This window comes from uncultured Jatrophihabitans sp. (assembly GCF_964251945.1).
Lineage (GTDB): Bacteria > Actinomycetota > Actinomycetes > Mycobacteriales > Jatrophihabitantaceae > Jatrophihabitans.
Window position 1 is genome coordinate 293,876 of record NZ_CAXULP010000002.1, and the last position, 24,495, is coordinate 318,370.

21 protein-coding genes are annotated in these 24,495 nt (G+C 73.0%); 10 read left to right on the forward strand and 11 right to left on the reverse strand.

The features are described from left to right. Nucleotides 1-32: 32 nt before the first annotated feature. Nucleotides 33-1,436: a dipeptidase gene (locus ACFFBG_RS06325; protein ID WP_375476779.1), complete on the reverse strand. Its 1,404-nt coding sequence runs from the start codon at nucleotides 1,434-1,436 to the stop codon at nucleotides 33-35. Nucleotides 1,437-1,489: 53 nt separating this feature from the next. Between ACFFBG_RS06325 and ACFFBG_RS06330 the strand changes: the two genes are divergently transcribed. Continuing rightward, on the forward strand, nucleotides 1,490-2,671 hold the full coding sequence (locus ACFFBG_RS06330) for an FAD-dependent oxidoreductase (protein WP_375476781.1): 1,182 nt from the start codon (nucleotides 1,490-1,492) through the stop codon (nucleotides 2,669-2,671). A gap of 117 nt (nucleotides 2,672-2,788) precedes the next feature. On the opposite strand, the gene ACFFBG_RS06335 is transcribed toward ACFFBG_RS06330, so the two are convergent. The 3 genes from ACFFBG_RS06335 to ACFFBG_RS06345 form a co-directional block, all read right to left on the reverse strand. Next, on the reverse strand, nucleotides 2,789-3,319 hold the full coding sequence (locus ACFFBG_RS06335) for a hypothetical protein (RefSeq protein ID WP_375476783.1): 531 nt from the start codon (nucleotides 3,317-3,319) through the stop codon (nucleotides 2,789-2,791). A gap of 129 nt (nucleotides 3,320-3,448) precedes the next feature. Beyond that, complete coding sequence (locus tag ACFFBG_RS06340) at nucleotides 3,449-6,727, reverse strand: UvrD-helicase domain-containing protein (RefSeq protein ID WP_375476784.1); 3,279 nt, start codon at nucleotides 6,725-6,727, stop codon at nucleotides 3,449-3,451. A 44-nt stretch (nucleotides 6,728-6,771) separates the two neighbouring features. Next, nucleotides 6,772-9,855 (reverse strand): ATP-dependent helicase, encoded by a 3,084-nt coding sequence (locus ACFFBG_RS06345; RefSeq protein WP_375476786.1) that lies wholly within the window; start codon nucleotides 9,853-9,855, stop codon nucleotides 6,772-6,774. A 107-nt stretch (nucleotides 9,856-9,962) separates the two neighbouring features. Between ACFFBG_RS06345 and ACFFBG_RS06350 the strand changes: the two genes are divergently transcribed. Next, nucleotides 9,963-10,427 carry a hypothetical protein gene (locus ACFFBG_RS06350; RefSeq protein ID WP_375476788.1) on the forward strand — a complete coding sequence of 155 codons (465 nt, stop codon included), beginning with the start codon at nucleotides 9,963-9,965 and terminating at the stop codon, nucleotides 10,425-10,427. 61 nt (nucleotides 10,428-10,488) lie between these two features. Beyond that, nucleotides 10,489-11,211 carry a DUF429 domain-containing protein gene (locus tag ACFFBG_RS06355; protein ID WP_375476790.1) on the forward strand — a complete coding sequence of 241 codons (723 nt, stop codon included), beginning with the start codon at nucleotides 10,489-10,491 and terminating at the stop codon, nucleotides 11,209-11,211. A gap of 12 nt (nucleotides 11,212-11,223) precedes the next feature. Here ACFFBG_RS06355 and ACFFBG_RS06360 read toward each other — a convergent pair whose 3' ends face one another. The 6 genes from ACFFBG_RS06360 to ACFFBG_RS06385 form a co-directional block, all read right to left on the reverse strand. Continuing rightward, nucleotides 11,224-11,529, reverse strand: coding sequence for an MGMT family protein (locus tag ACFFBG_RS06360; protein WP_375476793.1), 306 nt, complete (start codon nucleotides 11,527-11,529; stop codon nucleotides 11,224-11,226). Between the two features lie 10 nt (nucleotides 11,530-11,539). Further along, a complete protein-coding gene (locus ACFFBG_RS06365; RefSeq protein WP_375476795.1) occupies nucleotides 11,540-12,124 on the reverse strand; it encodes a TIGR03086 family metal-binding protein in 585 nt (194 codons plus the stop codon). Between the two features lie 25 nt (nucleotides 12,125-12,149). Continuing rightward, the gene (gene moeZ, locus ACFFBG_RS06370; protein ID WP_375476797.1) at nucleotides 12,150-13,310 is read right to left on the reverse strand and encodes an adenylyltransferase/sulfurtransferase MoeZ; all 1,161 of its coding nucleotides are present in this window, start codon (nucleotides 13,308-13,310) and stop codon (nucleotides 12,150-12,152) included. Nucleotides 13,311-13,397: 87 nt separating this feature from the next. Continuing rightward, entirely contained in the window at nucleotides 13,398-14,366 is a 969-nt protein-coding gene (locus tag ACFFBG_RS06375; protein ID WP_375476799.1) for a DUF3152 domain-containing protein, read from the reverse strand. A gap of 166 nt (nucleotides 14,367-14,532) precedes the next feature. Continuing rightward, nucleotides 14,533-15,504 carry an alpha/beta fold hydrolase gene (locus ACFFBG_RS06380; RefSeq protein WP_375476801.1) on the reverse strand — a complete coding sequence of 324 codons (972 nt, stop codon included), beginning with the start codon at nucleotides 15,502-15,504 and terminating at the stop codon, nucleotides 14,533-14,535. Between the two features lie 42 nt (nucleotides 15,505-15,546). Beyond that, a complete protein-coding gene (locus ACFFBG_RS06385) occupies nucleotides 15,547-16,623 on the reverse strand; it encodes a Ku protein (protein WP_375476803.1) in 1,077 nt (358 codons plus the stop codon). Nucleotides 16,624-16,700: 77 nt separating this feature from the next. On the opposite strand from ACFFBG_RS06385, the gene ligD (ACFFBG_RS06390) reads away from it, so the two are divergent. The 4 genes from ligD (ACFFBG_RS06390) to ACFFBG_RS06405 all read left to right on the forward strand — a co-directional run bounded on the left by ligD (ACFFBG_RS06390) (nucleotide 16,701) and on the right by ACFFBG_RS06405 (nucleotide 19,595). Continuing rightward, on the forward strand, nucleotides 16,701-17,618 hold the full coding sequence (gene ligD / locus ACFFBG_RS06390) for a non-homologous end-joining DNA ligase (protein ID WP_375477220.1): 918 nt from the start codon (nucleotides 16,701-16,703) through the stop codon (nucleotides 17,616-17,618). A gap of 11 nt (nucleotides 17,619-17,629) precedes the next feature. After that, nucleotides 17,630-18,574 (forward strand): non-homologous end-joining DNA ligase, encoded by a 945-nt coding sequence (gene ligD, locus ACFFBG_RS06395; RefSeq protein ID WP_375476805.1) that lies wholly within the window; start codon nucleotides 17,630-17,632, stop codon nucleotides 18,572-18,574. A 42-nt stretch (nucleotides 18,575-18,616) separates the two neighbouring features. After that, nucleotides 18,617-19,246 (forward strand): TetR/AcrR family transcriptional regulator, encoded by a 630-nt coding sequence (locus ACFFBG_RS06400; protein WP_375476807.1) that lies wholly within the window; start codon nucleotides 18,617-18,619, stop codon nucleotides 19,244-19,246. Between the two features lie 121 nt (nucleotides 19,247-19,367). Continuing rightward, on the forward strand, nucleotides 19,368-19,595 hold the full coding sequence (locus tag ACFFBG_RS06405; protein WP_375476809.1) for a DUF3107 domain-containing protein: 228 nt from the start codon (nucleotides 19,368-19,370) through the stop codon (nucleotides 19,593-19,595). A 26-nt stretch (nucleotides 19,596-19,621) separates the two neighbouring features. Here ACFFBG_RS06405 and ACFFBG_RS06410 read toward each other — a convergent pair whose 3' ends face one another. Beyond that, nucleotides 19,622-20,266, reverse strand: a complete 645-nt coding sequence (locus tag ACFFBG_RS06410) for a ferritin-like fold-containing protein (protein ID WP_375476811.1) — start codon at nucleotides 20,264-20,266, stop codon at nucleotides 19,622-19,624. Nucleotides 20,267-20,561: 295 nt separating this feature from the next. On the opposite strand from ACFFBG_RS06410, the gene ACFFBG_RS06415 reads away from it, so the two are divergent. Genes ACFFBG_RS06415 through ACFFBG_RS06425 form a run of 3 tightly spaced genes read left to right on the forward strand, consistent with a single transcriptional unit; the run spans nucleotide 20,562 to nucleotide 24,482 of the window. Then, entirely contained in the window at nucleotides 20,562-22,325 is a 1,764-nt protein-coding gene (locus ACFFBG_RS06415; RefSeq protein WP_375477222.1) for a DEAD/DEAH box helicase, read from the forward strand. Nucleotides 22,326-22,384: 59 nt separating this feature from the next. Continuing rightward, complete coding sequence (locus tag ACFFBG_RS06420; protein WP_375476813.1) at nucleotides 22,385-23,656, forward strand: PQQ-binding-like beta-propeller repeat protein; 1,272 nt, start codon at nucleotides 22,385-22,387, stop codon at nucleotides 23,654-23,656. Between the two features lie 7 nt (nucleotides 23,657-23,663). Beyond that, nucleotides 23,664-24,482 (forward strand): alpha/beta fold hydrolase, encoded by an 819-nt coding sequence (locus ACFFBG_RS06425; RefSeq protein ID WP_375476815.1) that lies wholly within the window; start codon nucleotides 23,664-23,666, stop codon nucleotides 24,480-24,482. Nucleotides 24,483-24,495: the final 13 nt, after the last annotated feature.

Sequence of the window (24,495 nt, forward strand, 5' to 3'; positions counted from 1 at the left end):
TGACCCACCCTAAGCCAGGCCGCGGAACGCGCTTACCCGCGCAGTCCGCGCGCGCTGACCCGTGCCAGCCCGGACCAGAGCAGCGCGGCCGCCTCGGCGCCCTTGAACAGCATCGACAGCGTGACTTTCTCGTTCGGCGCGTGGATCTGATCGTCCGGCAGCCCGACGCCGAGAAACACCAGGGGCGCGCCGACCGCGTGTTGTAGGCCGGCCTCCGGCCCGCTGCCGCCCTCGCGGGTGGGCAGCACCTGCGCGCCGTCGAAGGCGGCGCTGATCGCGTCGGTGAGCGCGCGGTACGCAGGGGTGTCGATCGGGACGAGGCACGCGCGGACGCCGTCGCCCTCCCAGTCGACGCTCGTGGCGATCCCGTCCGGCGTGTGCGCGGCGACGAACTGCTCGACCGCATTGATGATCTTGGCGGGGTCCTGGTCGGCGACGAGCCGGAAGGACACCTTGGCAAACGCGTCGCTCGGGATGATCGTCTTCGTGCCGGCGCCCTGATATCCGCCGCCGAGGCCGTTCACCTCGGCGGTCGGCCGCGCGCCCAGCCGCTCCAGCGTCGTGAAGCCGGCTTCGCCGCTCAGCGCGCGAGACTGCGCCACCTGCAGGAACTGCGCGTCGTCGACCGGCACCTTCGCGAACAGCTCGCGCTCGACGTCGGTCAGCTCGACGACGTCGTCGTAGAAGCCGGGCACCTGCACCCGGCCGTCCGCGTCGTGCAGAGCGGCGACCAGCTCCGCGACCGCGGTGGCGGGGTTGGGCACGGCGCCGCCGAACACTCCGGAGTGCAGGTCGAGATCCGGGCCGTGCAGGTTGATTGTCGCGGACACCATGCCGCGCATGCCGGTGACGGTGCTCGGCACATCGGCCGCGACCATCCCGGTGTCGGTGACGACGACGATGTCGCAGCCGAGGCGCTCGCGGTGGGTCGCGAGTAGCTGCTCGAAGTGCGGCGAACCGGATTCCTCTTCGCCTTCGATGAGGTATCGCAGGTGGACTGCGGGGCTCGTGCGGCCGGTGGCGGCCAAGTGCGCGCGCACGCCGAGCAGGTGGAACAGCAACTGGCCCTTGTCGTCGGAGGCGCCGCGCGCGCGGAGCACGTCGCCGTCGATCGTCGGGTCGAACGGGTCGGTGTGCCACAGCTCGAGCGGGTCGACCGGCTGGACGTCGTGGTGGCCGTAGACGAGGACGGTCGGCGCGTCGTCGTCGGCGCTGCGCCACTCGGCGAAGACGGCCGGCAGCCACGGGCCGTCGTCCCAGACCTCGACGGTCGGGAAGCCGGTGCGGCGCGCGGCGTCGGCGAACCACTCCGCGCTGCGGCGCACGTCGTCGTGCCGGTCGGGCTGGGCGCTGATGCCGGGGATGCGTAACCATGCGTCGAGATCGGCGAGCAGGTCGTCGCGATGGTCGGCGACGAAGTCGCGTTCGGTCGTCATCGCGCCGACGATAGCCGCGCCGGCGATAGCCGGGCCGGCGATAGCGTTGCGCGATGGCCGCCGAGGATCCCGTGGTGATCGTCGGCGCCGGGCTGATGGGCTCGGCCGCGGCGTGGGCACTGACCCGCCGTGGCGTGCCAGTCGTGGTGCTGGAGCAATTCGCGCTCGGCCATCGGCACGGCAGCTCGCACGGCAGCGCGCGCATCGTGCGGCGCGCGTACGGCGACCCGCTGTACGTGTCGCTGACCGGCCGGGCGTTCGAGCTGTGGCGTGAGCTGGAGGCGGCATTCGGCGCGCCGGTGCTGCGGATGCTCGGCGGCCTCGACTTCGGCGCCGGCCGGCGGGTGCCTGCGGTGGCTGCGCTGCTCGCCGACGCCGGCGTGCCGCACGAGGTGCTGCCGGCCGCCGAGGCGGAGAGCCGGTGGCCGGGAATGCTCTTCAGCGGCGACGTCGTGTTCCACGCGCAGGCGGGAACCGTCGACGCCGGCGCGGCTGTCGCGGCCTTCTTGCGGCTGGCCGAGTCGGCCGGCGCGACGGTGCGCGACTCGACGTCGGTCGCGGCGGCGCGGCCGGGCGGGGTCGTGCTCGCCGACGGCTCGACGCTGACGGCCCGGGCCGTCGTGCTTGCCGCGGGCGGGTGGCTGCCCCGGCTGGTCGCCGGCGGCGCCGTTGCTGACGGGCTCGGCGATGGGCTCGCGCTGCCGCCGCTTACGGTCACCGAGCAATCGGTGTTCCACTTCCCGCGCCGCGACCCGGCCGCGCCGCCCTGGCCGAGCGTCATCCACGAGGACGGCCGCGCCGCGTTCTACCACCTCGCCGGCGGCCGAGACGGCGGCGCGGGCGACGACCGCAAGGTCGGCCTGCACGACGCGGGCCCGGCGGTCGAGGCGGCGGCGCGCGCTGTCGCCGCGGACGGCGCGCGGTCGGCGGCGGTGAACGAGGCGGCGCGCGCGGCCGTCGTCGACTACGTGCGCGAGTGGCTGCCCGGGCTCGTGCCCGAACCCCGCGGCGAGGCCACCTGCCTCTACGTCACCACGCCTTCCGAGGAGTTTCTGCTCGACCGCGTCAACGGCCTGGTGCTGTGCTCGCCGTGCTCCGGGCACGGGGCGAAGTTCGCGCCGCTCATCGGCGAGTACGTCGCCGACCTCGTGACCGGCGCCGACACCGCCGGGATGCCCGGGCGATTCCGGCTGGCCGCGCATCGCGCCGGCCGGGCCGCGCACGTCTCGCTCTAGCTGTCGCGCCGAACCATCGGCCAAGTGGATCGCATTTGCCGGTGAGACGGACGCCTTCCCATAGGTCCCAACGCCGCTGGCGCAGGAAGAGGTGATCGTTGCGCGCTTTGCACGGGATCAGCTCGACGGCAGAGAGGACGGGATGTGGCAGACCTTCGTGAGGTAGCTGTCGATCGTGGTCGTCGCCTTGGTGAACGCCGGCGACTCGAGCGACGTCAGCGCAGTCGGGTTGATCTTCCGGAAGTCAAAGTTCGCCGACTTGAGGACCTTGAAGAGCTTCTGCTCTGCAGTGACCAGGGTGTTGACAGCGGGTCGGATCGCCGAGGGCGCCTGCGCGGCGAAGACCGGCAACTGCGACATCGCCGTCTCCTCCAACTTCTTCAGCTGAGCAGGGCTGGAGCCGGTGTAGGCGGTCGCAGCTTTGGCGCTGTTGGCCTTCTCCGCACGCGCGAGGCCGCAGAACGAGCCGCCGCCGCCGATCGCGACCGCGGTGGTGTCGCCAGTGGTCGGCGCGGTTGAACTCGACGCGGACGTGTTGGCCGCCGAGCCGCTCGACGTCGGAGCCGAGCCCGAGCCGCCGCTTGAGCCGCTCGAGCCGCCGGAGCCGCTGCTGCTGCAGCCGGCGAGCAGGACAGCTGCCGCGATCATCAACGCGGCAGCGCGGGAAGGCGGGCGGCGGGTGGGCTGGCGGTCATCTGATCTCCGACTGGCGCGGACGAAAGCTGGCGGTCAGCCTAGGCGGGCTGACTTCGCGATCAAGATTCAGGCAGCGTTCTCTCAGCTGCGCTGCGCGCTGCCCGCGATCAGCGTCCGCAGGCCCTCGGCGTCGAGCAGCGCCGCCGGCTCGACCGTCTCGCCGCTGCGGACGTAGTGGAAGGCCGCGCGGACGCGGCGCAGCTCGGCGTCCGGGACGCCGGCAAGCCGCGCCCACGCCAGCCGGTAGGCGGCGAGTTGCACCGCCGCCGCCGAGGCCGCCGCGCCGGTCGGCTTGCGGCCGGTCTTCCAATCGACGACGAGCCACCCGTCCCCGTCGCGGAAGACGGCGTCCATGCGGCCGCGCACGACCCGGTCGCCGACGCTCGTCTCGAACGGCACCTCGACCTCGTCCGGCACGCGCTGCGCCCACTCGCTGCGCTCGAACGCCTCGCGCAGCTCGACGAAGTCGGCGTCGTCGGCGCCCTCGTCGGCGGCGCCCGGCAGCTCGTCGACGTCGAGCAGCGTCTGCTTCTGCCACCGCTGCTCGAGCCAGGTGTGGAAGGCGGTGCCGCGCCGCGCCCACGGCGCCGGCGGGCGCGGCAGCGGACGGCGCAGGCTGCGGGCCAGCTCGTCCGGATCTCGGTGCAACTCCACGAGCTGGGACACCGACAGCTGGCGCGGCAACTCGACCGGCACGACCGCGCCGCGGGTCAGCCGGTCCCGTTCGGCCAGCAGCACGTCGACGTCGTGCCGCCACTGCGCAATGCGCTCGGCGACCTGCGGGTCACGCGAGCGCACCAGCGGAGCCGGCATGCCCGGCAACGCGTCCGAGCCTGCGTCGCGCACCAGCGCCGCGGCGCGTTCCACCGCCGCGCGCCGATCGGCGCCGGACGCCGAGCGCAGCGGGTCGATCGGCCAGCTCGCCGAGCGCACCTCGGTCATGCAGGGGTTGGCCGCGCCCGGCTCGGGCTCGAACCAGTGCTCGGGTGTCACCGCGCGGCTGGCGGTGTCCTCGGACGGGGCGGCGAGCGCGTCGCGGATGTCGGCGAGGAACGGCGACGGCGTCCGCGGGTCTTTGGTCGTGTCCCACGCGTAGCCGCTCGCCAGCAGCGTCGAGCGCGCCCGGGTGAGCGCCACGTACCCGAGCCGGCGCTCCTCTTCGGCATGCCGCTCCTTCACGGCCGTGTCGTGCTCTTTCAGCAGGTCGGCGATCTCCTTGCGCGACGTCGCCGACGAGACGTCGAGCTGGGGCAGCCCGGCGTGGTCGCCGCGCAACGGGCCGGGCAGCTCGTGCCGCGCCCGCGCCCAGTTCACGCCCTTCGGCTCGCCGGGGAAGATGCCGCTCGCCAGTCCGGGCACGGCGACCACGTCCCATTCCAAGCCCTTCGCCCCGTGCACGGTGAGCAGCTGCACCCGCTCCGCGGCGACGACCGAGTCGCCTGCTTCGAGGCCGTTCTCCTCGTCCTCGGCCGCCTCGAGATAGCCCAGGAAAGCGCGCAGGCTGTCGTCGCCCGCCTCGGCGGCGAACTCGGCCGCGACGTCGAGGAAGCGGTCGAGGTGCACGCGGCCGACCTGCGCGCGGTCCGGTCGGGCGGCGACCTCGATGTCGACGCCGATCGTGTGCTCGACCTCGGCCACCAGCTCGGCCAGCGGCGCGCCGAGCCGACGCCGCAGCCGCCGCAGCTCGCCCGCCAGCCGGGACATCCGCGCGTGGCCCGCCGCCGAATACCGCTGCGCCGGCCCTAAATCGTCCAACGCCTCGACCAGGCTCGCCGCCTCCGGCTCGTCGGCGTCCGCAGCCGACGACGCGGCTGGCGGGAGATCCGGGTCGCGCACCAGCCAACGGGCCCGGTCGCGCAGCACGGCGAGATCGCGCGGGCCGACCCGCCAGCGCGCGCCCGTCAGCAGCCGCATCAGCGCCGCGCTCGGCTTGTGGTCGCCGAGCACCCGCAACGTCGCGACGACGTCGACGACCTCTGGGGTGGTCAGCAATCCGCCCAGCCCGACGATCTCGACGGGCAGGCCGGCGTCGCGCAACGCGTCGGCCAACGCCGGCAGCTGCGCGCGCCGGCGCACCAGCACGGCGGCGGTGCGCGCTCCGGCGGGCAGCGCCGCCCACGCCCGCGCGACGTGCTCAGCGACCCACGCCGCCTCGTCGTCGGCGGTCTCGACGAACGCGCACGCGACGGTGCCAGCGCCGCAGCCATCGTGCGGCCGCAGCGGCACGGCGACGCGGTTCGCGCGCAGCGGCGCCGCGACGGCGTTGGCGACCCGCAAGATCGCCCGATCGTTGCGGAAGCTCGTCGCCAGCGGGTGCACCGTCGCGGGACGGCCGTCCGCCTGCGGGAACGTGACGTCGAAGGCGCCCATGTTGCCCGCGCTCGCCCCGCGCCACCCGTAGATCGACTGGAAGGGGTCGCCAACCGCGGTGACGGGGTGGCCGGCGCCGAACAGCCCGCGCAGCAGGACGATCTGGGCGTGGCCGGTGTCCTGGTACTCGTCGAGCAGCACCGCGCGATATCGCGCCCGCTCCTGCGCTCGCACCTGCGGCAACTGCGCCAGCCCGGCGGCCAGCCGCATCTGGTCGCCGAAGTCGACGGCGGTCAGCGCGGCTTTGGCCCGCTGGTACTCGCGCACCAGCGGGACGAGGGCCTTGCGCTGCCGCAGCGCCTCGATGTACTCGCCGGCGCCGGTCGGGATCTCGCTGCGCACTCGAGGACCGAGCGGCAGGGTGAAGAAGTGCTCGAGCGCGTCGGCGCACCAGCGTTCCACCGCGTCCGGGTCGGCCAGGTGGTCGGCGAGTTGGCCGGCCATCGCGATCACCCAGTGCACCAGCGAGCTGATCGCCCTGAACTCCGGCAGCGGCTCGCGCCACTGCCGCACCACGGTGTCCGAGAGCTGCCACAGCACGGCCGAGGACAGCAGGCGCGCGTCAGGTTCGGCGCCGAGGCGCAGGCCCTGCTCGCCGACCAGCCGGCCGGCGTAGGCGGCGTAGGTGAGCACGGTCGGCTCGGTGGCCAGCAACTGCGCCAGGTGCTCGACGTCGTCGGGCCGGTCGTGCTCGACGACCCGGCGCCACTGCGCCAGCCGGCGCCGGACGCGCTGGCCCAACTCGGCGGCCGCCTTGCGGGTGAACGTCAGGCCGAGCACCTCGTCCGGCGCGACCCTGCGGTTGGCGACCAGCCACACGACGCGCGCGGCCATCGTCTCGGTCTTGCCTGAGCCGGCCCCGGCCACGACCGCGGCCGGCGCCAGGTCCGACTCGATGACGGCCGCCTGCTCGTCCGTCGGCTTCGGCTGGCCGAGCAGCCCGGCGAGCTCGACGGCGGTGATCGCCCCGGCGGTCCCGTTTGCGGTCACGTCTGAGGTCCCGTGTGCGGTCGCGTTCGCGGTCACGTTGAGGGTCACTGCGGCACCTGCCGGCCCTGCACCTGAATCGGGCAGCACGCCCGGACGTCGCACACCTGGCACCGGCTGTTCTGGGCCGCGGTGAACTCCGACCCGCGCATCCGCCGCGCCACGTGCTCGACCGCCTGGCGCGCCCAATCCGGATCGTCGGCCTGGGCGAGCGGCAGTTGCCACTGCTCCGGCTTGCCGCCGGCGCCGAGCTGGACCAGCACCGCGCCGCCCGGCTCGGCGCCGGCGTCAGGGAACGCGCCTTCGGCGATGGCGAGCTGATAGGCGCCGAGCTGCGGGTGCATCGCCATCTCGTCGGCCTTCGGCTTGCTCTTGCCCGTCTTGAAGTCGACGACGACCAGCCGGCCCTCGCCGTCACGCTCGAGCCGGTCCACCTGCCCGGCGAGCACCGCATCGCCGATGGCCACCTCGAAGTCCTGCTCGACCGCGACCCGCCGCAGCTGGCCGCGGCTGTCACCGAGCCAAGCGACCAGCCGCCCGAGCATCGCCGAGGCGCGGGCCCGCTCATTGTCGGCGAACCAGCTCGCGCCGAAATCGAGGGTGTTCCACAGCTGCTGCAACCGCCGCTCGAACTCGGCGAGCGGCTGGTCGTCCGGCGCCTCGGCGGCCAACGCGTGCACCAGCGTGCCGAGGTTGGCGGCGACGGCTTGATCCTCTTGCACGCCCAGATCGCGCATGACCTGGCGCAGCTCGCAGGACAGGAACGACTCCAGCCGCGACGGGCTGACCCGGACCGGGCGGCTCGGCTCGGCCGTCCCCGCGTCAGTGCTGAGCGCGGCGAGCCCCCACCAGTCCGCGGGGTCAGCGCCGGGCACGCCCGCGCCGGCGAGCCGGGCCAGCTCGCCGGCCGCGGCCCGCCGCTCGGGCTCGCTCACGTCGACGCCGTCGGAGCAGACGACGGCGCGCAGGTGCGCGACGAGCCCGGGCAGGTGCACGTTGCGGTCGAGGCGGATGAGCGGGCGTTCGCCCTCGATCGGGTCCAATTCGTCGAGCAGCCGCGAGGGCTGGTCCTCCTCCCCCGACACCGCCGTCACGACGAGGTGCGAACGGGCCCGGGTCGCGGCGACGTAGAACAGCCGGCGCTCCTCGGCCAGCTGCGGAGCGACGGAGGCGCGCGCGACGGGGTCGAGGCCGCGCACTGCGTCGAGCAGCTCCTCGGTGCCAAGCAGCGTGCCGCGCCGGCGCAGGTCCGGCCAGACGCCCTCTTGGACGTTCGCCACGCAGACGAGGTCCCACTCGAGCCCCTTGGCCGCGTGCGCCGTCAGGATCGAGACCGCCTCGGGCTGGGCGGACGCGCCTGCCGAGGTCTCGCCGGGGATCTGCTGGGCGCGCAGGTGCTCGAGGAAGACCTCGGGCCGCGCCCCCGGCAGGCGGTCGGTGAACCGGGCGACCTCGTCGAACAACTGCACGACCGCGTCCAGGTCGCGGTCCGCGGCCGCGCCGACCACACCGCCGCCGCGACTCGCGCGCTCCCAGCGGCGGCCCAGGCCGGCCGCGTCCCACACCGCCCACAGGACGTCCTCGGTGCTGGGGCTCTCGACCGCGGCGGCCGTGCCGGCGGCGAGCACGGCGGCCACGCGCTGGACCGGCCGGCGCAGCCGCTCGGGCAGGCCGCCGGCCGCCGGCGAATCGCGCACCGCCGCAGCGAGAGTGGCGTCTGTTTCTGGGAAGGAGCGGCGCAGCTCGCGGCGCAGCCGGCGCAGGTACATCGCGTCGCCGCCGCCCAGCGGCCCGGTGAGCAGCGCCTCGGCGACGTCCTCCGCGAGCTCGCCGGGGTCGAGGACGCAGCCGAGCACCGTCAGCAGCAGCCGGACGGCCGGCTGCTCCGCGAGCGGGATGTCCTCGCCGCGCACGGACACCGGGACGCCGGCCGTCGTCATCGCCCGGCGCAGCGTGCCGAGCGTCTGCGCCGTCGAGCGGACGAGCACCGCCATGTCCGACCACGGCCGGCCGTCGAGGTGGGCGGCGCGCAGCACCCCCGCGATGTGCGCGGCCTCCTCCGCCGCGGACCGGAACACCGCGACGTCGAGCTCGCCGGGCGGCAACCCCGGCGCGGGCGTCAGCGCGCGATGCTCGCCGCGGCCGGGGAGCCGGGTCGCGACCCGCCGAGTCGCGGCGACGAGCGTGGCCCCGGATCGGCGGCAGGTGCGCAGCGCGACGACCGGCACCGGCCGGCCGTCGCCGAAGCGCTCGTCCACCTCGCGGATCGCCGACTCGTCCGCGCCGCGAAAGGCGTAGATCGACTGGTCCGGATCGCCGACCAGCACCAGCTCGTCGGCTCCGCCGGCGAGCAGGGCGAGCAGCTCGGCCTGGGCGGGATCGCTGTCCTGGTACTCGTCGACGAAGACGCGCCGACGGCGTTCGCGCTCGGCGGCGAGCAGCTCGGGATCGTCGCGCAGCACGTTCAGCGCGCCCTGGATGAGCTCGGCGGGGTCGTGGCCGCCCGGGTCGCGCAGGACCGTCACGCCGTCGTACTCGGCCAGGAACCGGCCGGCCGCGACCCAGTCGGCGCGCCCGCGCGAGCGGCCGATCGCCTGCAAAGACGGCCCGTCGAGGCCGCGCTCAACCGCGCGCATGAGCAGGTCGCGCAGGGCGTCGGCGAAGCCGAGCGTCCGCAGCGCCGGCCGCAGCTCGACCGGCCAGCGTTCGGCGTCGCCGGAGTCGAGCAGCTCGCGGATGACCACGTCCTGCTCGGCGGCGGCCAACAGGCGCGGCGTGGGCCGGCCATCGCGCAACGCCGCCATGCGCAGCACGCCGAACGCGTAGGAGTGCAGCGTGCGGGCGACCGGCTCGCGGACGGTGCCGGCGAGCCGGGCCGCCACCCGGTCGCGCAGCTCGCCGGCGGCGCGGCGGCTGAAGGTGAGCATCAGCATCTGCTCGATCGGCACGCCGCGGGCGACGCGCTCGACCACCGCCTCGACGAGCGTCGTGGTCTTGCCGGTGCCCGGGCCGGCGAGCACGAGCAGCCGGCCGCCTTCGCGGTCGACCACGGCGCGCTGGGCGTCGTCGAGCACGGGCGCCGCCGCGGCAGGGCGGGGCGCGCGCACGAGGCGGTAGGCGGGCTCGGTCACGCCGTCGATCCCATCACGCGACGCCGACAGTTTCGCCGGCGACGCCCTGGGTCGCCGGCAAGACGCAGGTCTGGACCAAGCCTTCCACCGGCGCAAGGATGAGCACTGTGAGCGATCAAGACGAGGCCGTTGATCACCGCCAACTCGGCATCACGCTGTTCAACAGCACGTGGCGCTTGATCGAGCAGGACGACCGCAGCCGCGCAGACGACGACCGGCTCGCGCACATGGCGCACGCGTCTCGCTATCACTGGGGCGAGGTGGGCGCGCCGGCCAACCTGGCCCGCGGGGAGTGGCTGTGCTCGCGGGTGTACGCGCTGCTGGGGCGCGCCGAGCCGTCCCGCCACCATGCCGAACGAGCGCTTGCGATCTGCGTCGACAACGAGCTGGTCGATTGGGATCTCGCCTTTTGCCACGAGGCGCTGGCCCGCGCCGCGGCGGTCGCCGACGACTTGGCCCGCGCCCGCGTCGAGATCGAGCGGGCGCTCGCCGTCGAGATCGCCGAGGATGAGGACCGCGCCCTGCTGCTCGGCGACCTCGCGACGGTGCCCGGCGTCGATGTCTTCTGGTGACGGTGGTCTGGTGAGCACGGTCCTCTGGTGAGCACGGTGTTCTGGTGAGCACGGTCGGCTGGTGAGCACGGTCGTCGGGATCGATCTGGCGGCGTCGCCGGCGACGACCGCGGTCGCGGTGCTCGACGGGCAGCGGGTCGAGCTGGTGGAGGTCGGCGCGGACGACGAGCGGATCGTCGCGCTGTCCGCTGACACCCGCAAGATCGGGATCGACTGCCCGTTGGGCTGGCCGCGCGAGTTCGTGCGCTTCGTCGACGCGCACTCGCTCGGCCGGCCGGTCGCCCCGGCGGGGACGATCGCCGGGCGCGTGCCGCTCGCGTATCGCGTGACCGACCGGTGGGTGGCCGCGCACCGGCCCCCGCTGCGGCCGCTCAGCGTGTCCGCCGACCGCATCGCGCACGCGGCGTTTCGGTGCGCCGGGCTGCTGGCGCAGTGGGGCGCGACCGATCGCAGCGGCGCCGGGCTCGTGGTGGAGGTGTACCCCGCCGGCTCGCTGCACGCCTGGGGGCTGCCCTATCGCGGCTACAAGGGGACGACCGGTCGGGCTGTCCGCGATCGGCTGGTGGACGTGCTCGGCGGCGTCGTCGACCTCGGCGCGCACGAGGTGCTGTGCCGCAGGTCGGACCACGCCCTGGACGCGGTGCTCAGCGCGCTGTCCGCGCGCTCCGTACTCCTGGGTATGTCACTCGGCCCGCCGGAAGATCTACTCGACGACGCTCGGCTCGAGGGCTGGATCACGCTGCCCGCCGGCCGGCTCGAGGAGTTGGCGTCGAACTCGACCTGACGTCGAGCATCGTCACCCGACAGTGCCGCCGTCCCACCGGCAGGCGGCGAGATCGACACGCTGGCCGCGGAACCGCACGCCTTCAGCGAGCAGCCGCTGGCGTTGTTCGGTGTACAGGTGCTCGGCGAGCGATCCGTCAGCACGCAGGACCCGGTGCCACGGAACGGACCCGTCGTCCATGGCGAGCACCCGGCCGACCGTGCGCGCGGACCTGGCCCCGACGAACTCGGCCACATCGCCGTAGGTCAGCACGCGGCCGGCGGGGATTGTCTCGATGCAGCCGAGGATCCGATGCGCGATGCCCGGCTCCTCGCTCAATGAAATCAGGTCAGCGCGGGTCGCGGCCGGTGAGCGCCACCAGCTTGTCGATCGTCGGCGCGTCGTCCGGCACGTCCACCGGCTCGTCGAACATGTCGGTCGAGGAGAGATCGCCCAACTGCTGGGCGATGGCGTAGGCGTCGGCGACGACGTCGTCGGGCAGCGCGTCGTCGTAGCCGATGGCCTGGCCGAGATCCCAGCCGTGCACCACGAGATCGAGCGTCATTTCGGCGATGTAGTCGCGCACCGGGGTTTCCCCGCGCGAGAGGGCGACGACCCGGTCGAGCGCGCCGTCGGCGGCGAACGCGTCGGCCGACTCCACCGCGGCTTCGTCCCACTCTTCGGCGAGGTTGCCGCCCACGCCGCCGTCGACCGGCAACGACCGCGAGCCGGCCACGATCTGCGCTGCCGTGTGCACGTCCTTGCCGTGCAGCAACGGCCCGGCGAAGCGGTGCTCCTCGATCAGATGCCCGACGAGGTCAGCGACGGTCCACTCCGGATCCGGCGTGTCACCGTGCCACTGGTCTTCCTCGACGGCGTGGACGCGCTCGGTGAACACGTGCTGGGCGGCGAGGAACAGCTCAAGGGTCTCCATGTTCTTGTCGTACCCGAACGGCCGATCAGTAGACGGGCAGCGACGGATCGACCTGGTTCACCCACGCGGTGACGCCGCCCTGCACGTGCACCGCGTCGCGGAAGCCGGCGTTCTTCACCGCGGCGAGCGTCTCCGCAGAGCGCACCCCGGACTTGCAGTACATGACGATCTGCTTGTCTTGCGGCAGGCCCGCGAGCGCGTCGCCGCGCAGGATCTCGTCCTTCGGGATCAGCGTGGCCCCGGGGATGCGGACGATCTCCCACTCGGCGGGCTCGCGGACGTCGACGAGGTACGTCGGCTTGTCGGAGTCCAGCAGCTCCTTCAGCTCCTGCGCGGTGATGGTCGAGCCGGCGGCGGCCTGCTGCGCCTCTTCGGACACGACGCCGCAGAACACCTCGTAGTCGATCAGCTCGGTGATCTTCGGGGTGGCCGGGTCCTTGCGGATCTTGACCTCGTGCCAGCTCAGCTCGAGCGCGTCGAACACGAGCAGCCGGCCCAGCAGCGTCTCGCCGATGCCGGTGATCAGCTTGATCGCCTCGTTCACCATCATCGAGCCGATCGCCGCGCACAACACGCCGAGCACGCCGCCCTCGGCGCAGGACGGCACCATGCCGGGCGGCGGCGGGTCGGGGTAGAGGTCGCGGTAATTCGGGCCGTGCTCGTCCCAGAAGACGCTGACCTGGCCGTCGAAGCGGTAGATCGAACCCCAGACGTAGGGCTTGCCGAGCAGCACGCAGGCGTCGTTGACCAGATAGCGGGTGGCGAAGTTGTCGGTGCCGTCGACGATCAGGTCGTAGCCGGCGAAGATGTCGAGGACGTTGTCGTTGTCGAGGCGCGTCTCGTGCACGTTGACGGTGATCAACGGGTTGATCTCGCGCACCGTGTCACGCGCGGACTCGGCCTTCGACCGGCCGATGTCGCTCTGGCCGTGGATGATCTGGCGCTGCAAATTGGACTCGTCGACGGTGTCGAACTCGACGATGCCGAGGGTGCCGACGCCGGCCGCGGCCAGGTACATCAGCGCCGGCGAGCCGAGGCCGCCCGCGCCGACGCAGAGCACCTTCGCGTTCTTCAGTCGTTTCTGCCCGGCCATCGCGACGTCGGGGATGATCAGGTGGCGGCTGTAGCGGCGGACCTCGTCAATCGTTAACGACTCGGCCGGTTCCACGAGCGGCGGCAGGGACACGACACTTCTCTCGTCGGTAGGGGGCTGAACTCCTGGCCTCAACCTACTTGCGCGCCGAGGAATTCCGGAACACGCCGGCGCCGCTCGCTAGTCGCCGAGGCCGTACTCGTCGTTGGCGGGGGTGTCCGGCTGCTCGGCGCCGGGAGCGCCCTTCACGTTCGGCGGGTACGGCCAGGGGTTCGCCTGGCACATCGTGCCCGTCGCCGCTGAACGCAACCCGAACGTCTGCTGCATCATCACCGGCGCCAACCCGCCGGGCAGGCACTGGTGCGCGTGCTCGTGGCCCAGCGCGTGGCCGTCCTCGTGATTGATCATGTAGATGCGGTATGCGTCAAGATCGCCGACATAGGCCGTCGAGCCGCGCACCCACCGCGCGTCGTTGAGCACCACGCGGTTCACCGGCGAGGCGCCGCCGGCCGGGGCGTAGCACGACGTCTCGACCGGGAGGGCGTATCCGCACAGCGCGCGCACCGTCTTCGCCGAGGTGAGCGTCACCCGGAAGTCGACCGGACCCGAATCGACGCGCTCCAGCGAGACGCCGTGGCCGGACCAGCTGCGCTTGTCCGACAGCACCGCGACAACCTCTTTGGCGAACGCGGCGGAGTTGATGTCGTCGACGCCGTCCTCGACCTGGATCTCGTAGCGGTGCAGGGGCCCAGCGCCCACGACCGGAGTCGTGCCCCGCAGCGTGTGGAAGGTGCCCTTGCCGGCAAAGGGGTAGGCCGCTCCGGGCGGCAGCGCGGCGGCCTTCGCGACCTTCTGCACCACGTTCGGGCCCGTCTGGTCGTCCTTGAGCGGGATGCTGCCGGACGCGGTCGGCGGGGCCGTCGGACCGGACGTCACGACGGGGCGGTGCGCGCTGGTCGTGGTGCGCGGAGTCGGGCTGTGCACGCCGCGGACCAGCGCGGCGACGGTGATCACGAGCAGGACCGGAAGCGCGTACGCCCGCCAGCCGTAGCGGCGCGCGAACGAGCGCCAAGAGGAGCCCGCGGTGCGCCTGGGCGGCGGCCCGTAAACGGCAGCGGCGTTGCGCATGCCGGCCCGCGCGTGCTGCACGTCCGCCGGCTCGGCGGCGCGATGTGGTGGTCCGGCGTGCCGAGGTCGGGCATGCGGTGGTTGAGGGTGCGACGAACGCCGGGCGGACGGCCGCTCGTCCAGTGCCGACACGCGTCCAGGTTCCCACACGCGGCGCCGAACTCCGGGATCTGCGCGTAGGCGCCGGTCAACCCGTCGAGGAGGCCTCGTCGACCAGCGCGAGCATCATCCGCGCGGTCGCCACCGGGTCTTCCATCATCGCGGTGTGTCCGATGTCCTCGAGGACGGCCAGCCTGGAGTCGGGTATCGCGGCGGCGACATAGGCGGCGAGGTCGGGCGCGACGAGCTTGTCGGCGTCGCCCCAGACGACCAGTGTCGGCGCGGTGATCTTGCGCATCGTCGTCCAGCCGGACCGGCCGCGCAGGAACTGCGACCGCACCAGCCCGCGCATCGAGCGCAGCATCGCCGTGTCGGCCCACGGCATGTCCATTCGCGCCCGGGCCTCCTCGAACGCCTCTTCCATGCGGGCCTTGGGATAGCGCTTGCGGTCGGCGAAGCACAGCCGGATCGTGCCCGCCACCCGTGCCTCGACCGCGTACTTCTTCGTGAATTGCTTCAGCACCAGCTCGCCGAGCACCGGCAGCACCATCAGCGCCACGCGCGGGTCGTTCTTCAGCGGGTAGATCCGCAGGCGGTTGTCCGGCACCGCCGGGGAGACGAGGGTGAGCGTGCGCACGAGATCCGGACGGCGAGCAGCCACCAGCAGGCTGATCGCGCCGCCCATCGAGTTCCCGACCAAGTGGACGGGACCGCGCCCGGACTGCTCCAGATAGGCGATCACGATGCGCGCGTGCGCGGCCGGGCGATAGTCCTTCGCCGGCCCGGAGCGGCCGTGCCCGGGGAGGTCGATCGCCTCGACCGCCAAGCGGTGGCGCAGCACCGCGGCGAAGTCGGTCCAGTTGTGCGCAGAGCCGCCGAGCCCGTGCACGAACAGCGCCGGCTCGGCGTCGGGCGCGTCGGTCGGCGTGGTGCGCACGTTCAGCCGGATGCCGTTGACGGTGACGTCCTCGCCGGGCCAGATGTGCGAGTCCTCCAGCGGCGCCAGCTCGGCGTCGGAGTACTTCGCCTCGGGCGCGGTCCGGGAAGGCGGTTTCGGCACCGCGTCAGCTTACTGGCCGGTAGCGTCGGCGGACGTCTCGAATCACGCGCTGCGCCGGGCCGCCTTCTTCGCCGGCGCCGACTTGCTCGCGCGCTTCGTCGCCGCCTTCTTGACCGGGGTCTTCGCGGCCGCCTTCTTGACCGCGGTCTTCGCAGCCGCCTTCTTGACCGGGGTCTTCGCAGCCGCCTTCTTGCCTGGCGCCGCGCTCTTCTTTGTCGCCGCCTTCTTCGCCGCCGGCGCGCTCTTCTTCGCGGGCGACTTCTTGGCCGCCGCGCTCTTGGCCGCTGGAGCGGCGTCGGCGGACCCGCTTGTCCTGCCATCGGCGGCAGCCTCGGCAGCGCCGCGGCCCTTCTTCGCCGCGTCGACCGACGCGCGCAACGCCGACATCAGATCGACGACGTTGGCGGCGGTGGGCTGCACCTCGCCGGGCTCGACGACCTCGCGGCCCTCGGCCTTCGCCTCGATCACCTGCTCCAGCGCCGCGCGGTAGCCGTCGGAGTACTCGTCGGGATCGAAGTCGCCGGTCATGCTCTCGACGAGCGAGCGCGCCATCTGCGCCTCTTGCGGGCGGAGCTCGACGTCGTCGTCGAGAAAGCCGAAGTCCGGCGTGCGCACCTCGTCCGGCCAGATCATCGTGTCCAGCACGATGACGCCCTCGCGCACGCGCAGCGTGGCGAGCTGCTCGCGGTTGCGGATGGCGACCTTGACGAGGCCGGCGGTCCCGCTGTCCTCGAGCGCCTCGCGGAGCAGGACGTAGGGCTTGACCGCGTTCTTCTCCGGCTCGAGAAAATAACTCTTGTTGAAGTAGATGGGGTCGATCTGCTCGAGCGGCACGAACTGCAGGACGTCGACGACCCGCACGCTCGGCAGCGGCAGGTCGGCGAAATCGTCGTCGTCGAGCACCACCGTCTCGCCGCTCGGCAGCTGGTAGCCCTTGGCGATGTCGGCGTACGCGACCTCCTCGCCGTCGCTCTCGGCGACCCGCTTGTAGCGGATCCGGGCGCCGTCGCTGCGGCGCACCTGGTTGAAGCTGATGCTCTTCTCCTCGGTGGCCGCGTACAGCTTGACGCCGATGCTGACCAGGCCGAAGGAGACGCTGCCCTTCCAGATCGAGCGCACGAGCATCGCCTCCGTTGCCTACGTTTCGTACGGGCCCACTGAGTATGGACAGCCCTAAGTTTGGACGGGTGAAGCCGATGCTCGCCACCGCAGTGAGCACATTGCCTGCCGGAGCCGGCTGGGCGTACGAGTTCAAGTGGGACGGCGTGCGCGCGCTGATGGACGTCTCCGACCGCTCGATGCGCCTGCACAGCCGCGCCGGCAACGACGTGACCGCCGGGTATCCGGAGCTCCGCGACCAGGCGGTCGGGGTGGGCGACGCCCTGCTGGACGGCGAGATCGTGGCCTTCGAGGACGGCCGCCCCTCCTTCGGCCGGCTGCAGACCCGCATGCACCTGCGCGACCCCAACGACGTCGCCCGCGCCGCCGTGGACACGCCGGTGACCTTCGTCGTGTTCGACCTGCTGCGCCGCTTCGGACTCGACCTCACCGCCCGTCCCTACACCGAGCGGCGCGCCACCCTCGAGCGGTTCTGCGCCGAACACGAGGGCTGGACGGTCTCGCCGTCGTTCGACGACGGCCCGGCCACCGAAGAGGTCGCGCGCCTGCATGGCCTCGAAGGCGTCGTCGCGAAGCGGCTGGCCGCGCCCTATCGCGCCGGCGTGCGCACCGAAGACTGGCGCAAGCTGCGATTCACCCGGTCAGGCGACTTCGTGGTCATCGGCTGGGAAGCCGCCGCCGAGCGACCGGGCACCTTGAGCTCCCTCGTGCTGGGCATGGCGACCGACGACGGACTGGCGTTCGCCGGCCGGGTGGGCAGCGGGCTCGCCGGCCGGGTCGCGGCGCGGGTGCAGCAGCTGCTCGCCGAGCGGCCGGATCCGCCCGTGCCGGGCGTGCCGTCGCCGCTGGCCGGGCGGCGGCTGCGTTGGGTCGAGCCGGCGGTCGTCGTCGAAGTGGAGTTCACTGCGTGGACCGGCGACGGCCGGCTGCGCCAGCCGGTGTTTCGCGGCCTGCGCCCGGACAAGCAGGTCGAGGAGGCCAGAGGCGATGGCTGACGGCGCTGTCAATGGCTGACTCGGCGAAAGTGACGGTGGACGTCGACGGCCGACACCTGTCGCTGTCCAACCTCGGCAAGGTGCTCTACCCGGACACCGGCTTCACGAAGGGCGAGGTGATCGACTATTACAGCCGCATCGCGCCCATCCTGCTGACGCATCTGGCGGACCGGCCGTTGACGGTGAAGCGCTACCCGAACGGCGTCCACCAGCACTTCTTCTACGAGAAGAACGCGCCGCGCGGCGCGCCAGATTGGGTGCGCACCGTCAACCTGCCGGTCCCGGGCTCGACCAAGAACCGAGACACGATCGACTACGTGGTGGTCGAAGAGCTGCCGACGCTCGTGTGGCTGGCGAACCTCGCCGCGCTGGAGCTGCACGTGCCGCAGTGGCGCATCCCGCGCCGCGCCCGCTCGCCGCGCACCGACATCGTCGTCTTCGACCTCGATCCCGGGCCGCCGGCGACCATCGAGCAGTGCTGCCAGGTCGCGCTGCGGCTGCGCGATCAGCTGCAGGACGACGGGCTGGCCGCGTTCGCCAAGACGTCGGGTTCGAAGGGCATGCAGGTCAGCGCGCCGGTGTCGGTGGCCGATCCGGGCCTGCCTTCGCAGTACGCGCACGCGATCGCCCGGCGGCTCGAGCGCGAGCTCCCCGACCTCGTGGTCTCGCGGATGACCAAGGCGCTGCGGCCCGGGAAGGTGCTGGTCGACTGGAGCCAGAACAACCCGGCGAAGACGACCGTCGCGCCGTACTCGCTGCGGGCGAAGGACACGCCCACCGTCTCAACGCCGGTGACCTGGGCCGAGGTCGAACAAGCGGTCGAGCAGGGCCGCGAGCTGGCGTTCACCGCCGAGCAGGTGCTGGCCCGGGTGGCCGAGCACGGCGACCTGTTCGGCGGCGTCTTGGACGACGGGGCGCGGACTCGGGTGAGCGCGGCCATGACGGCCGACAGGTAGGCTCCGTTCGTCCCGCTTTGTCAACCCGCGACAGGAGCAGACGTGACGCAGGCCGTCGGCGCCGAGCTCGGCCGAGGTGGCCGGCTGCCCCGTTCGGCCCGTCGCAAGCAGCTGCTCGCCGCCGCGCAAGAGGTGTTCGTCGCGAACGGCTACCACGCCGCCGCGATGGACGACATCGCCGAGCGCGCCGGGGTGTCGAAACCCGTGCTGTACCAGCACTTTCCGGGGAAACGCGAGCTCTATCTGGCATTGCTCGACACCCAGGCCGAGGCGCTCGCCGAGGCGGTCGTGGCGGCGCTCGCCGGCACCGACGACAACGAGCAGCGCATCCACGCCGTGTTGTCCGCGTACTTCGCCTTCGTCGACCGCGACGACCACGACGGCGCGTTTCGCTTGATCTTCGAAAGCGACCTCGTGAACGACCCCGAGGTGCGGCAGAAGGTCGAGTCGGTGACCCGCAAGACGATGGCCGCAGTGGCCAACACGGTCGCCGGCGACACCGGCCTCGGCCGCGCCGAGGCCGAGCTGCTGGCTACCGCGCTCACCGGCGCCGCGCAGGTCGCCGCGCGATGGTGGCTGGCCAGCGGCCGCCCGCTGACGCAGGACGACGCGGTGCATCTGCTCGAGTCGCTGATGTGGCGAGGGATCTCGAACTTCCCGCGGCACGTCTAGCCCGCGTTCGCTGAGGGCGCACGGGCTGCGGCGCCAGCTCGCCCCGCGCTCGGCTAGCGTGGACCGTCCCGGCCAGCATCAGCGGCACGGGCCGCAATTCGCATCAGCAGGAGGTTTCGGCGTGGAGGTCAAGATCGGCGTGCTGCACACGGCCCGCGAGATCGTGCTGGACAGCCCGCTGACGCCCGAGGACGTCGAGCAGGCGGTCGCTGCCGCGGTGAAGAGCGTGGACGGCCAACTCGTGCTCGTCGACGACCGCGGCCGCAAGGTGATCGTGCCGGGCAACCTCATCGCCTACGTCGACATCGCGCAGGCCGACACCCGCCGGGTGGGCTTCGCCGCTCCGTAAGCCCGCCTGGCTGGCGGTTGTCGCGCTCAGGACGCGAGCCCGAGCGCGACCATCCGCTCCGCGTGCCGATCGGTGATCCGGGTGATCAACGCGGCGATGCCTGTCAGATCGCCCGCCCCCTCGACGAGCAGCGTCGTCAGCGAGTCGCGGTCGGCGAGGACGTGCTGGGTCTGGCTGATCGCCTCCCCCACCAGCCGCCGCGCCCATAGGGCGAGTCGGCCGGCGATCTCCGGCGCGGCTGCGATCGCCGCCTCCACCTCGCGCACGGCGAACTCAGCGCGCCCGGTGTCCTCGAGCACCTCGCGCATCAGCGCGCCGGTGTCCGGGTCGACGAAGGCCGCGACCTCGCGGTAGAAGTCGGCCGCCATGCCGTCGCCGACGTAGGCCTTGACCACGCTCTCCAGCCATGTCGAGGGCTCCGTCAGCGCGTGATAGCTCTCGAGCGCCGCCACGAACGGCGCCATCGCGACCTCGGCCGGAGTGCCGAGCTTTTCGAGTCGCTCGGCGATCCGCGCGTAGTGGCCGAACTCGATCGCGGCCATCGCCGACATCTGCGCCCGGCCGGCCAACGTCGGCGCGAGACCGGCGTCGTCGGCGAGGTGGTCGAACGCGCTGAGCTCGCCATAGGCGAGCGCGCCCAGCAGGTCGACGACGGCTTCCGGGGGCGGCACCTGCGCAGGTTATCCGGCACGGCGGGTACGCTTATCGCGTACGCACCACGAATTTGCGCGTTGACCGCAGTGCGCCTCCCTCCTCTCCAGGTCGCAGGCGCCACCGTTGGAATCCACGGTCGGCGCACCTGCTCTCGCGAGGAACGCATTGACCGACGACGCCATCACCCCTGCTCTTGACCCCTCTTCCGCGGCTTCCGCCGGCGCGGTGTCGACACCCGAGCCGGGGCCGGGAGACATCTCGCCCGACGACATCGCGGCCGTCCCGCCCGCCGAGGCCGACCACCGCACCGACCTGCCCACGCCGACCCCTGAAGCCGCCGAACTCGCCGCGCGGGCGCCCGTCCGCGAGGACAGTCCCGCGTTCAGCGAGTTCGACATCAAGCCGGAGATCGTCGACGCGCTCGCCGACGTCGGCATCGTCCGCACGTTCGCGATCCAAGAACTCACGCTGCCGATCGCGCTCGCCGGCAACGACCTGATCGGCCAGGCGCGCACCGGCACCGGCAAGACGCTCGGCTTCGGCGTGCCGTTGCTCAACCGGCTCACGCTGCCCGGCGGCGCCGGCGCGCGGCCGCAGGCGCTGGTGGTCGCCCCGACCCGGGAACTCGCCGTGCAGGTCGCAGCCGACCTCGCCAGCGCCGGCAAGCGCCTCGGCGCGCGGGTGCTGACCATCTACGGCGGCCGGGCTTACGAGCCGCAGATCGACGCGCTGCAGAAGGGCGTCGACGTCGCGGTCGGCACCCCGGGGCGGCTGCTCGACCTCGCGCAGCAGGGCCACCTGAAGCTGTCCGACGCGCGCATCCTGGTGCTCGACGAGGCCGACGAGATGCTCGACCTCGGGTTCCTGCCGGACATCGAGAAGCTGCTCACGATGGTGCCCGCCGCACGCCAGACGATGCTCTTCTCGGCCACCATGCCCGGCCCCATCGTCGCGTTGGCCCGGCAGTTCCTGATCCAGCCCATCCAGATCCGCGCCGAGCAGGACACCGGGACCCCCAACACGTCGCACATCGATCAGTTCGCCTATCGCGCGCACGCGATGGACAAGGTCGAGCTGCTCACCCGCGTGCTGCAGGCCCGCAATCGCAGCCTGGCGCTGATCTTCACCCGCACGAAGCGGACCGCCGCCAAGGTTGCCGACGAGCTCGAGAACCGCGGCTTCGCCGCCGCCGCCATCCACGGCGACCTCGGCCAGGGCGCTCGCGAGCAGGCGCTGCGCGCCTTCCGCTCCGGCAAGGTCGACGTGCTCGTCGCGACGGATGTCGCCGCCCGCGGCCTGGACGTCGACGGCATCTCGCACGTCGTCAACTACCAGGCGCCCGAGGACGGCATGACCTACGTGCACCGGATCGGCCGGACCGCGCGCGCCGGCGCGAAGGGCACCGCCGTCACGTTCGTCGACTGGGACGAGATGCCGCGGTGGAAGCTGATCTGCGACGAGCTGGGCCTGCCGTTCCACGAGCCGGTCGAGACGTATTCCAGCTCGGCGCACGTCTACCTCGAACTCGACATACCGGAAGGTACGAAAGGCACGCTGCCGCGCGCCGAGCGCACCCGCGCGGGCCTGGACGCCGAGACGATCGAAAACCTCGGCGGCCGCGACCGCACGCCGCCCGGCCGACGGCCGACCGGCCCGCGCGGCCGCGCCGACCGCGACTCCCGCCCCGACCGCGACTCTCGGCCCGACCGCGACTCTCGGCCCGACCGGCCAGAACGGTCGGAGCGGCCAGATCGGTCGGAGCGGTCGGAGCGCCCCGCACGCGAGCGACCGGCCCGGACGCGCACGCGCACGCGCAGCGGCCAGCCGCTCGACTCGGCCGCCGACCCGACGGGCGAGCCGAAGTCGGCGAGCTCCGGCGCGAACGGCTCGCCGGCCGCCGCCATGGCCGCCGCCGCGGACGGCGCGGACACCTCCGCTCCGGTTGCCGCGCCCCGGCGCAGCCGCCGTCGGCGCGGCGGCCGAGGCCGTGGCGGTTCCGCTGCGAACACGGGCGCCGGCTTGGTTGACCGCGACACCGTCGGCGGATCCGCCGACGACACCGCGTCCGCGAGCTGAACCACGCGCTGCTGGCAGCCATTGACCCGGCCGGCGGCGTGATGAGCCAGGATGACGGGGTGAGCGACTCGTCGGCCGCACGCGAGCGGTACCTGTCGCAGCTACGTCCCGCGCGCATCCGCTACGCGGTCGTGGTCGGCGTGATCGTCATCGGGCTGGTTGTCTGGGTGGTGGTCGCCTACGCGCGCGGCGAGGCGGCGCACGCGACGCTGCGCACGGTTTCCCAGGCGCCCGCCGCGCTGGCGCTGACCGACGCGTCGACGACCCAGCGGCTGGCGTGGCGCACCGGCGACCAGCCGGCGATCGGCTCGCCGCAGTATCAGGGCACCGTCGTCACCTTCGACGCGCACACCGTCCGCGGCCGGGACGCGCGCAGTGGCCGGCAGACGTGGTCCTACACGCGCACCGACCGCACCGTGTGCACCGCGGCGCAGATCGGCGGCACCACAATCGCCGTCTACGAGCTTGCCGGCAACTGCGACGAGGTCAGCTCCTTCGCCTCGGGGACCGGCCGGCGCGGCTGGACACGCACGCTCGACAAGGACGGCATGCCGCTGAACGGGCGCCCGGCGTTCCAGGCCACGCCGTTCACGTTCATGGTCACGTCGAAGTCGGTGATCTACGCGATCGATCCGGGCAGCGGCTACGACAAGTGGACCTACACCCGCTACGGCTGCGTGATCAGGGCCGCGATGCTCGGCACGTCGGGCGCGTTGATCAGCCAGGACTGCGCGAAACCGCGCTGCGCCGGCGTCAAGTTCTGCGGCCGGGGCGTGCAGCTGCTGCTGCGCGACGCCAACCTCGGCAACGGCGACAGCGGCAAGCCCAACGCCGACCAGATCAAGTGGAACGATCTGGGCGACGACAACGTCCCGGTCAGCGCCGACGTCGTCGTCGCGGCGATCGACCCGACGTCGCGGCAGCTCGTCCGCTATCTGATCGCGTCCGGCCGGCCGGGCGCGCCGGTCACCCTGAGCCCGGCGCCCGCCTCGATCGGCCCGGTCGAGGCGACCGGCACGGTCGACGCCGACATCGTCTGGGTGGGCGGCGTCGCCTACGCCCTCGGCGCGGCGAAATCCCAGCCGCTGTGGGCGCGCGCGACCGCGTCTCCGCCTGGCATCGTCGCCACCGACGGGGACACCATCCCGCAGCGCGCCGCCACGCGGATCGTCGCCGCCTCGGCACAGGGCGCGACGGTGCTCGACGGCGGGACCGGCCGGGTGCTGCACGCCTACCCGCTGCCGGCGGCGCCCGCGGGGGTCGCGGGCGGCTATCCGTTGGGCAGCGGATTCCTGGTGTTCGGACCGGGCGGCACGGCGGCCTACCGGTGAGCTGCCGGTGATCTACTCCGCGGCAGGGGCGCGCCGGGTCGCCTTCGACGTCGACGGCCGACAGCTGGCCGCGTTGCACGCGGGCGACGGCCCGGCCGTCCTGCTGGTGCCCGGGTTCACCGGCAGCAAGGAGGACTTCGCGCCGATCCTCGCCCCACTGGCCGACGCCGGCTTCGCCGTCACGGCCATCGACCAGCCGGGCCAGTTCGAGTCGCCCGGGCCGCCGGACCGGGCCGAATACACCCCGGACCGGCTCGCCCGTGCGGTCCTCGCAGTGACCGCGGCGCTGCCCGGCCCGGTGCGGCTGCTCGGACACTCCTTCGGCGGCCTCGTCGCCCGGGCGGCGGTCATCGCGTCCGCGTCGTCGTTCGACTCCCTCGTCCTGCTGTCCTCCGGGCCGGCCGATCTCGGCGGCGCCCGGCGGGTGCGGATGAGCGAGCTCGAGCCGGTCCTCGCGACCGGCGGGCTATCCGGCGTGTACGCCGCGATGCAGGCCGCGGCGGCCGAGGAACCGGGGTTCGCGCCGCCGCCCCCGGAGGTCGAACGCTTTCTCGAACGCCGCTTCCTGCACGGGTCGCCGCAGATGCTGCAGGGAATGGCGGACGCGCTGCGCGCCGAGCCGGATCGCGTCGAGGAGCTCGCCGCGACCGGCGTGCGCACGTTGGTCGTGCACGGCGTGGACGACGACGCGTGGCCGCCGGCCGACCAGCAGGACATGGCCCGCCGCTTGGGCGCGCGATATGAGGTGGTCTCCGACGCCGCGCACTCGGCGGCCGAGGAGAACCCGGCAGACTTGGTTGCGGTCCTGGTCGATTTCTGGCGTTGAGCGTGTGACGCTG

Bases quoted from the DNA above. Each gene is read 5' to 3' on its own strand.
- ACFFBG_RS06325 (WP_375476779.1), bottom strand. From the start codon at position 1,436: ATGACGACCGAACGCGACTTCGTCGCCGACCATCGCGACGACCTGCTC.
- ACFFBG_RS06330 (WP_375476781.1), top strand. From the start codon at position 1,490: ATGGCCGCCGAGGATCCCGTGGTGATCGTCGGCGCCGGGCTGATGGGC.
- ACFFBG_RS06335 (WP_375476783.1), bottom strand. From the start codon at position 3,319: ATGATCGCGGCAGCTGTCCTGCTCGCCGGCTGCAGCAGCAGCGGCTCC.
- ACFFBG_RS06365 (WP_375476795.1), bottom strand. From the start codon at position 12,124: ATGGAGACCCTTGAGCTGTTCCTCGCCGCCCAGCACGTGTTCACCGAG.
- ligD (WP_375477220.1), top strand. From the start codon at position 16,701: ATGCTCGCCACCGCAGTGAGCACATTGCCTGCCGGAGCCGGCTGGGCG.
- ligD (WP_375476805.1), top strand. From the start codon at position 17,630: ATGGCTGACTCGGCGAAAGTGACGGTGGACGTCGACGGCCGACACCTG.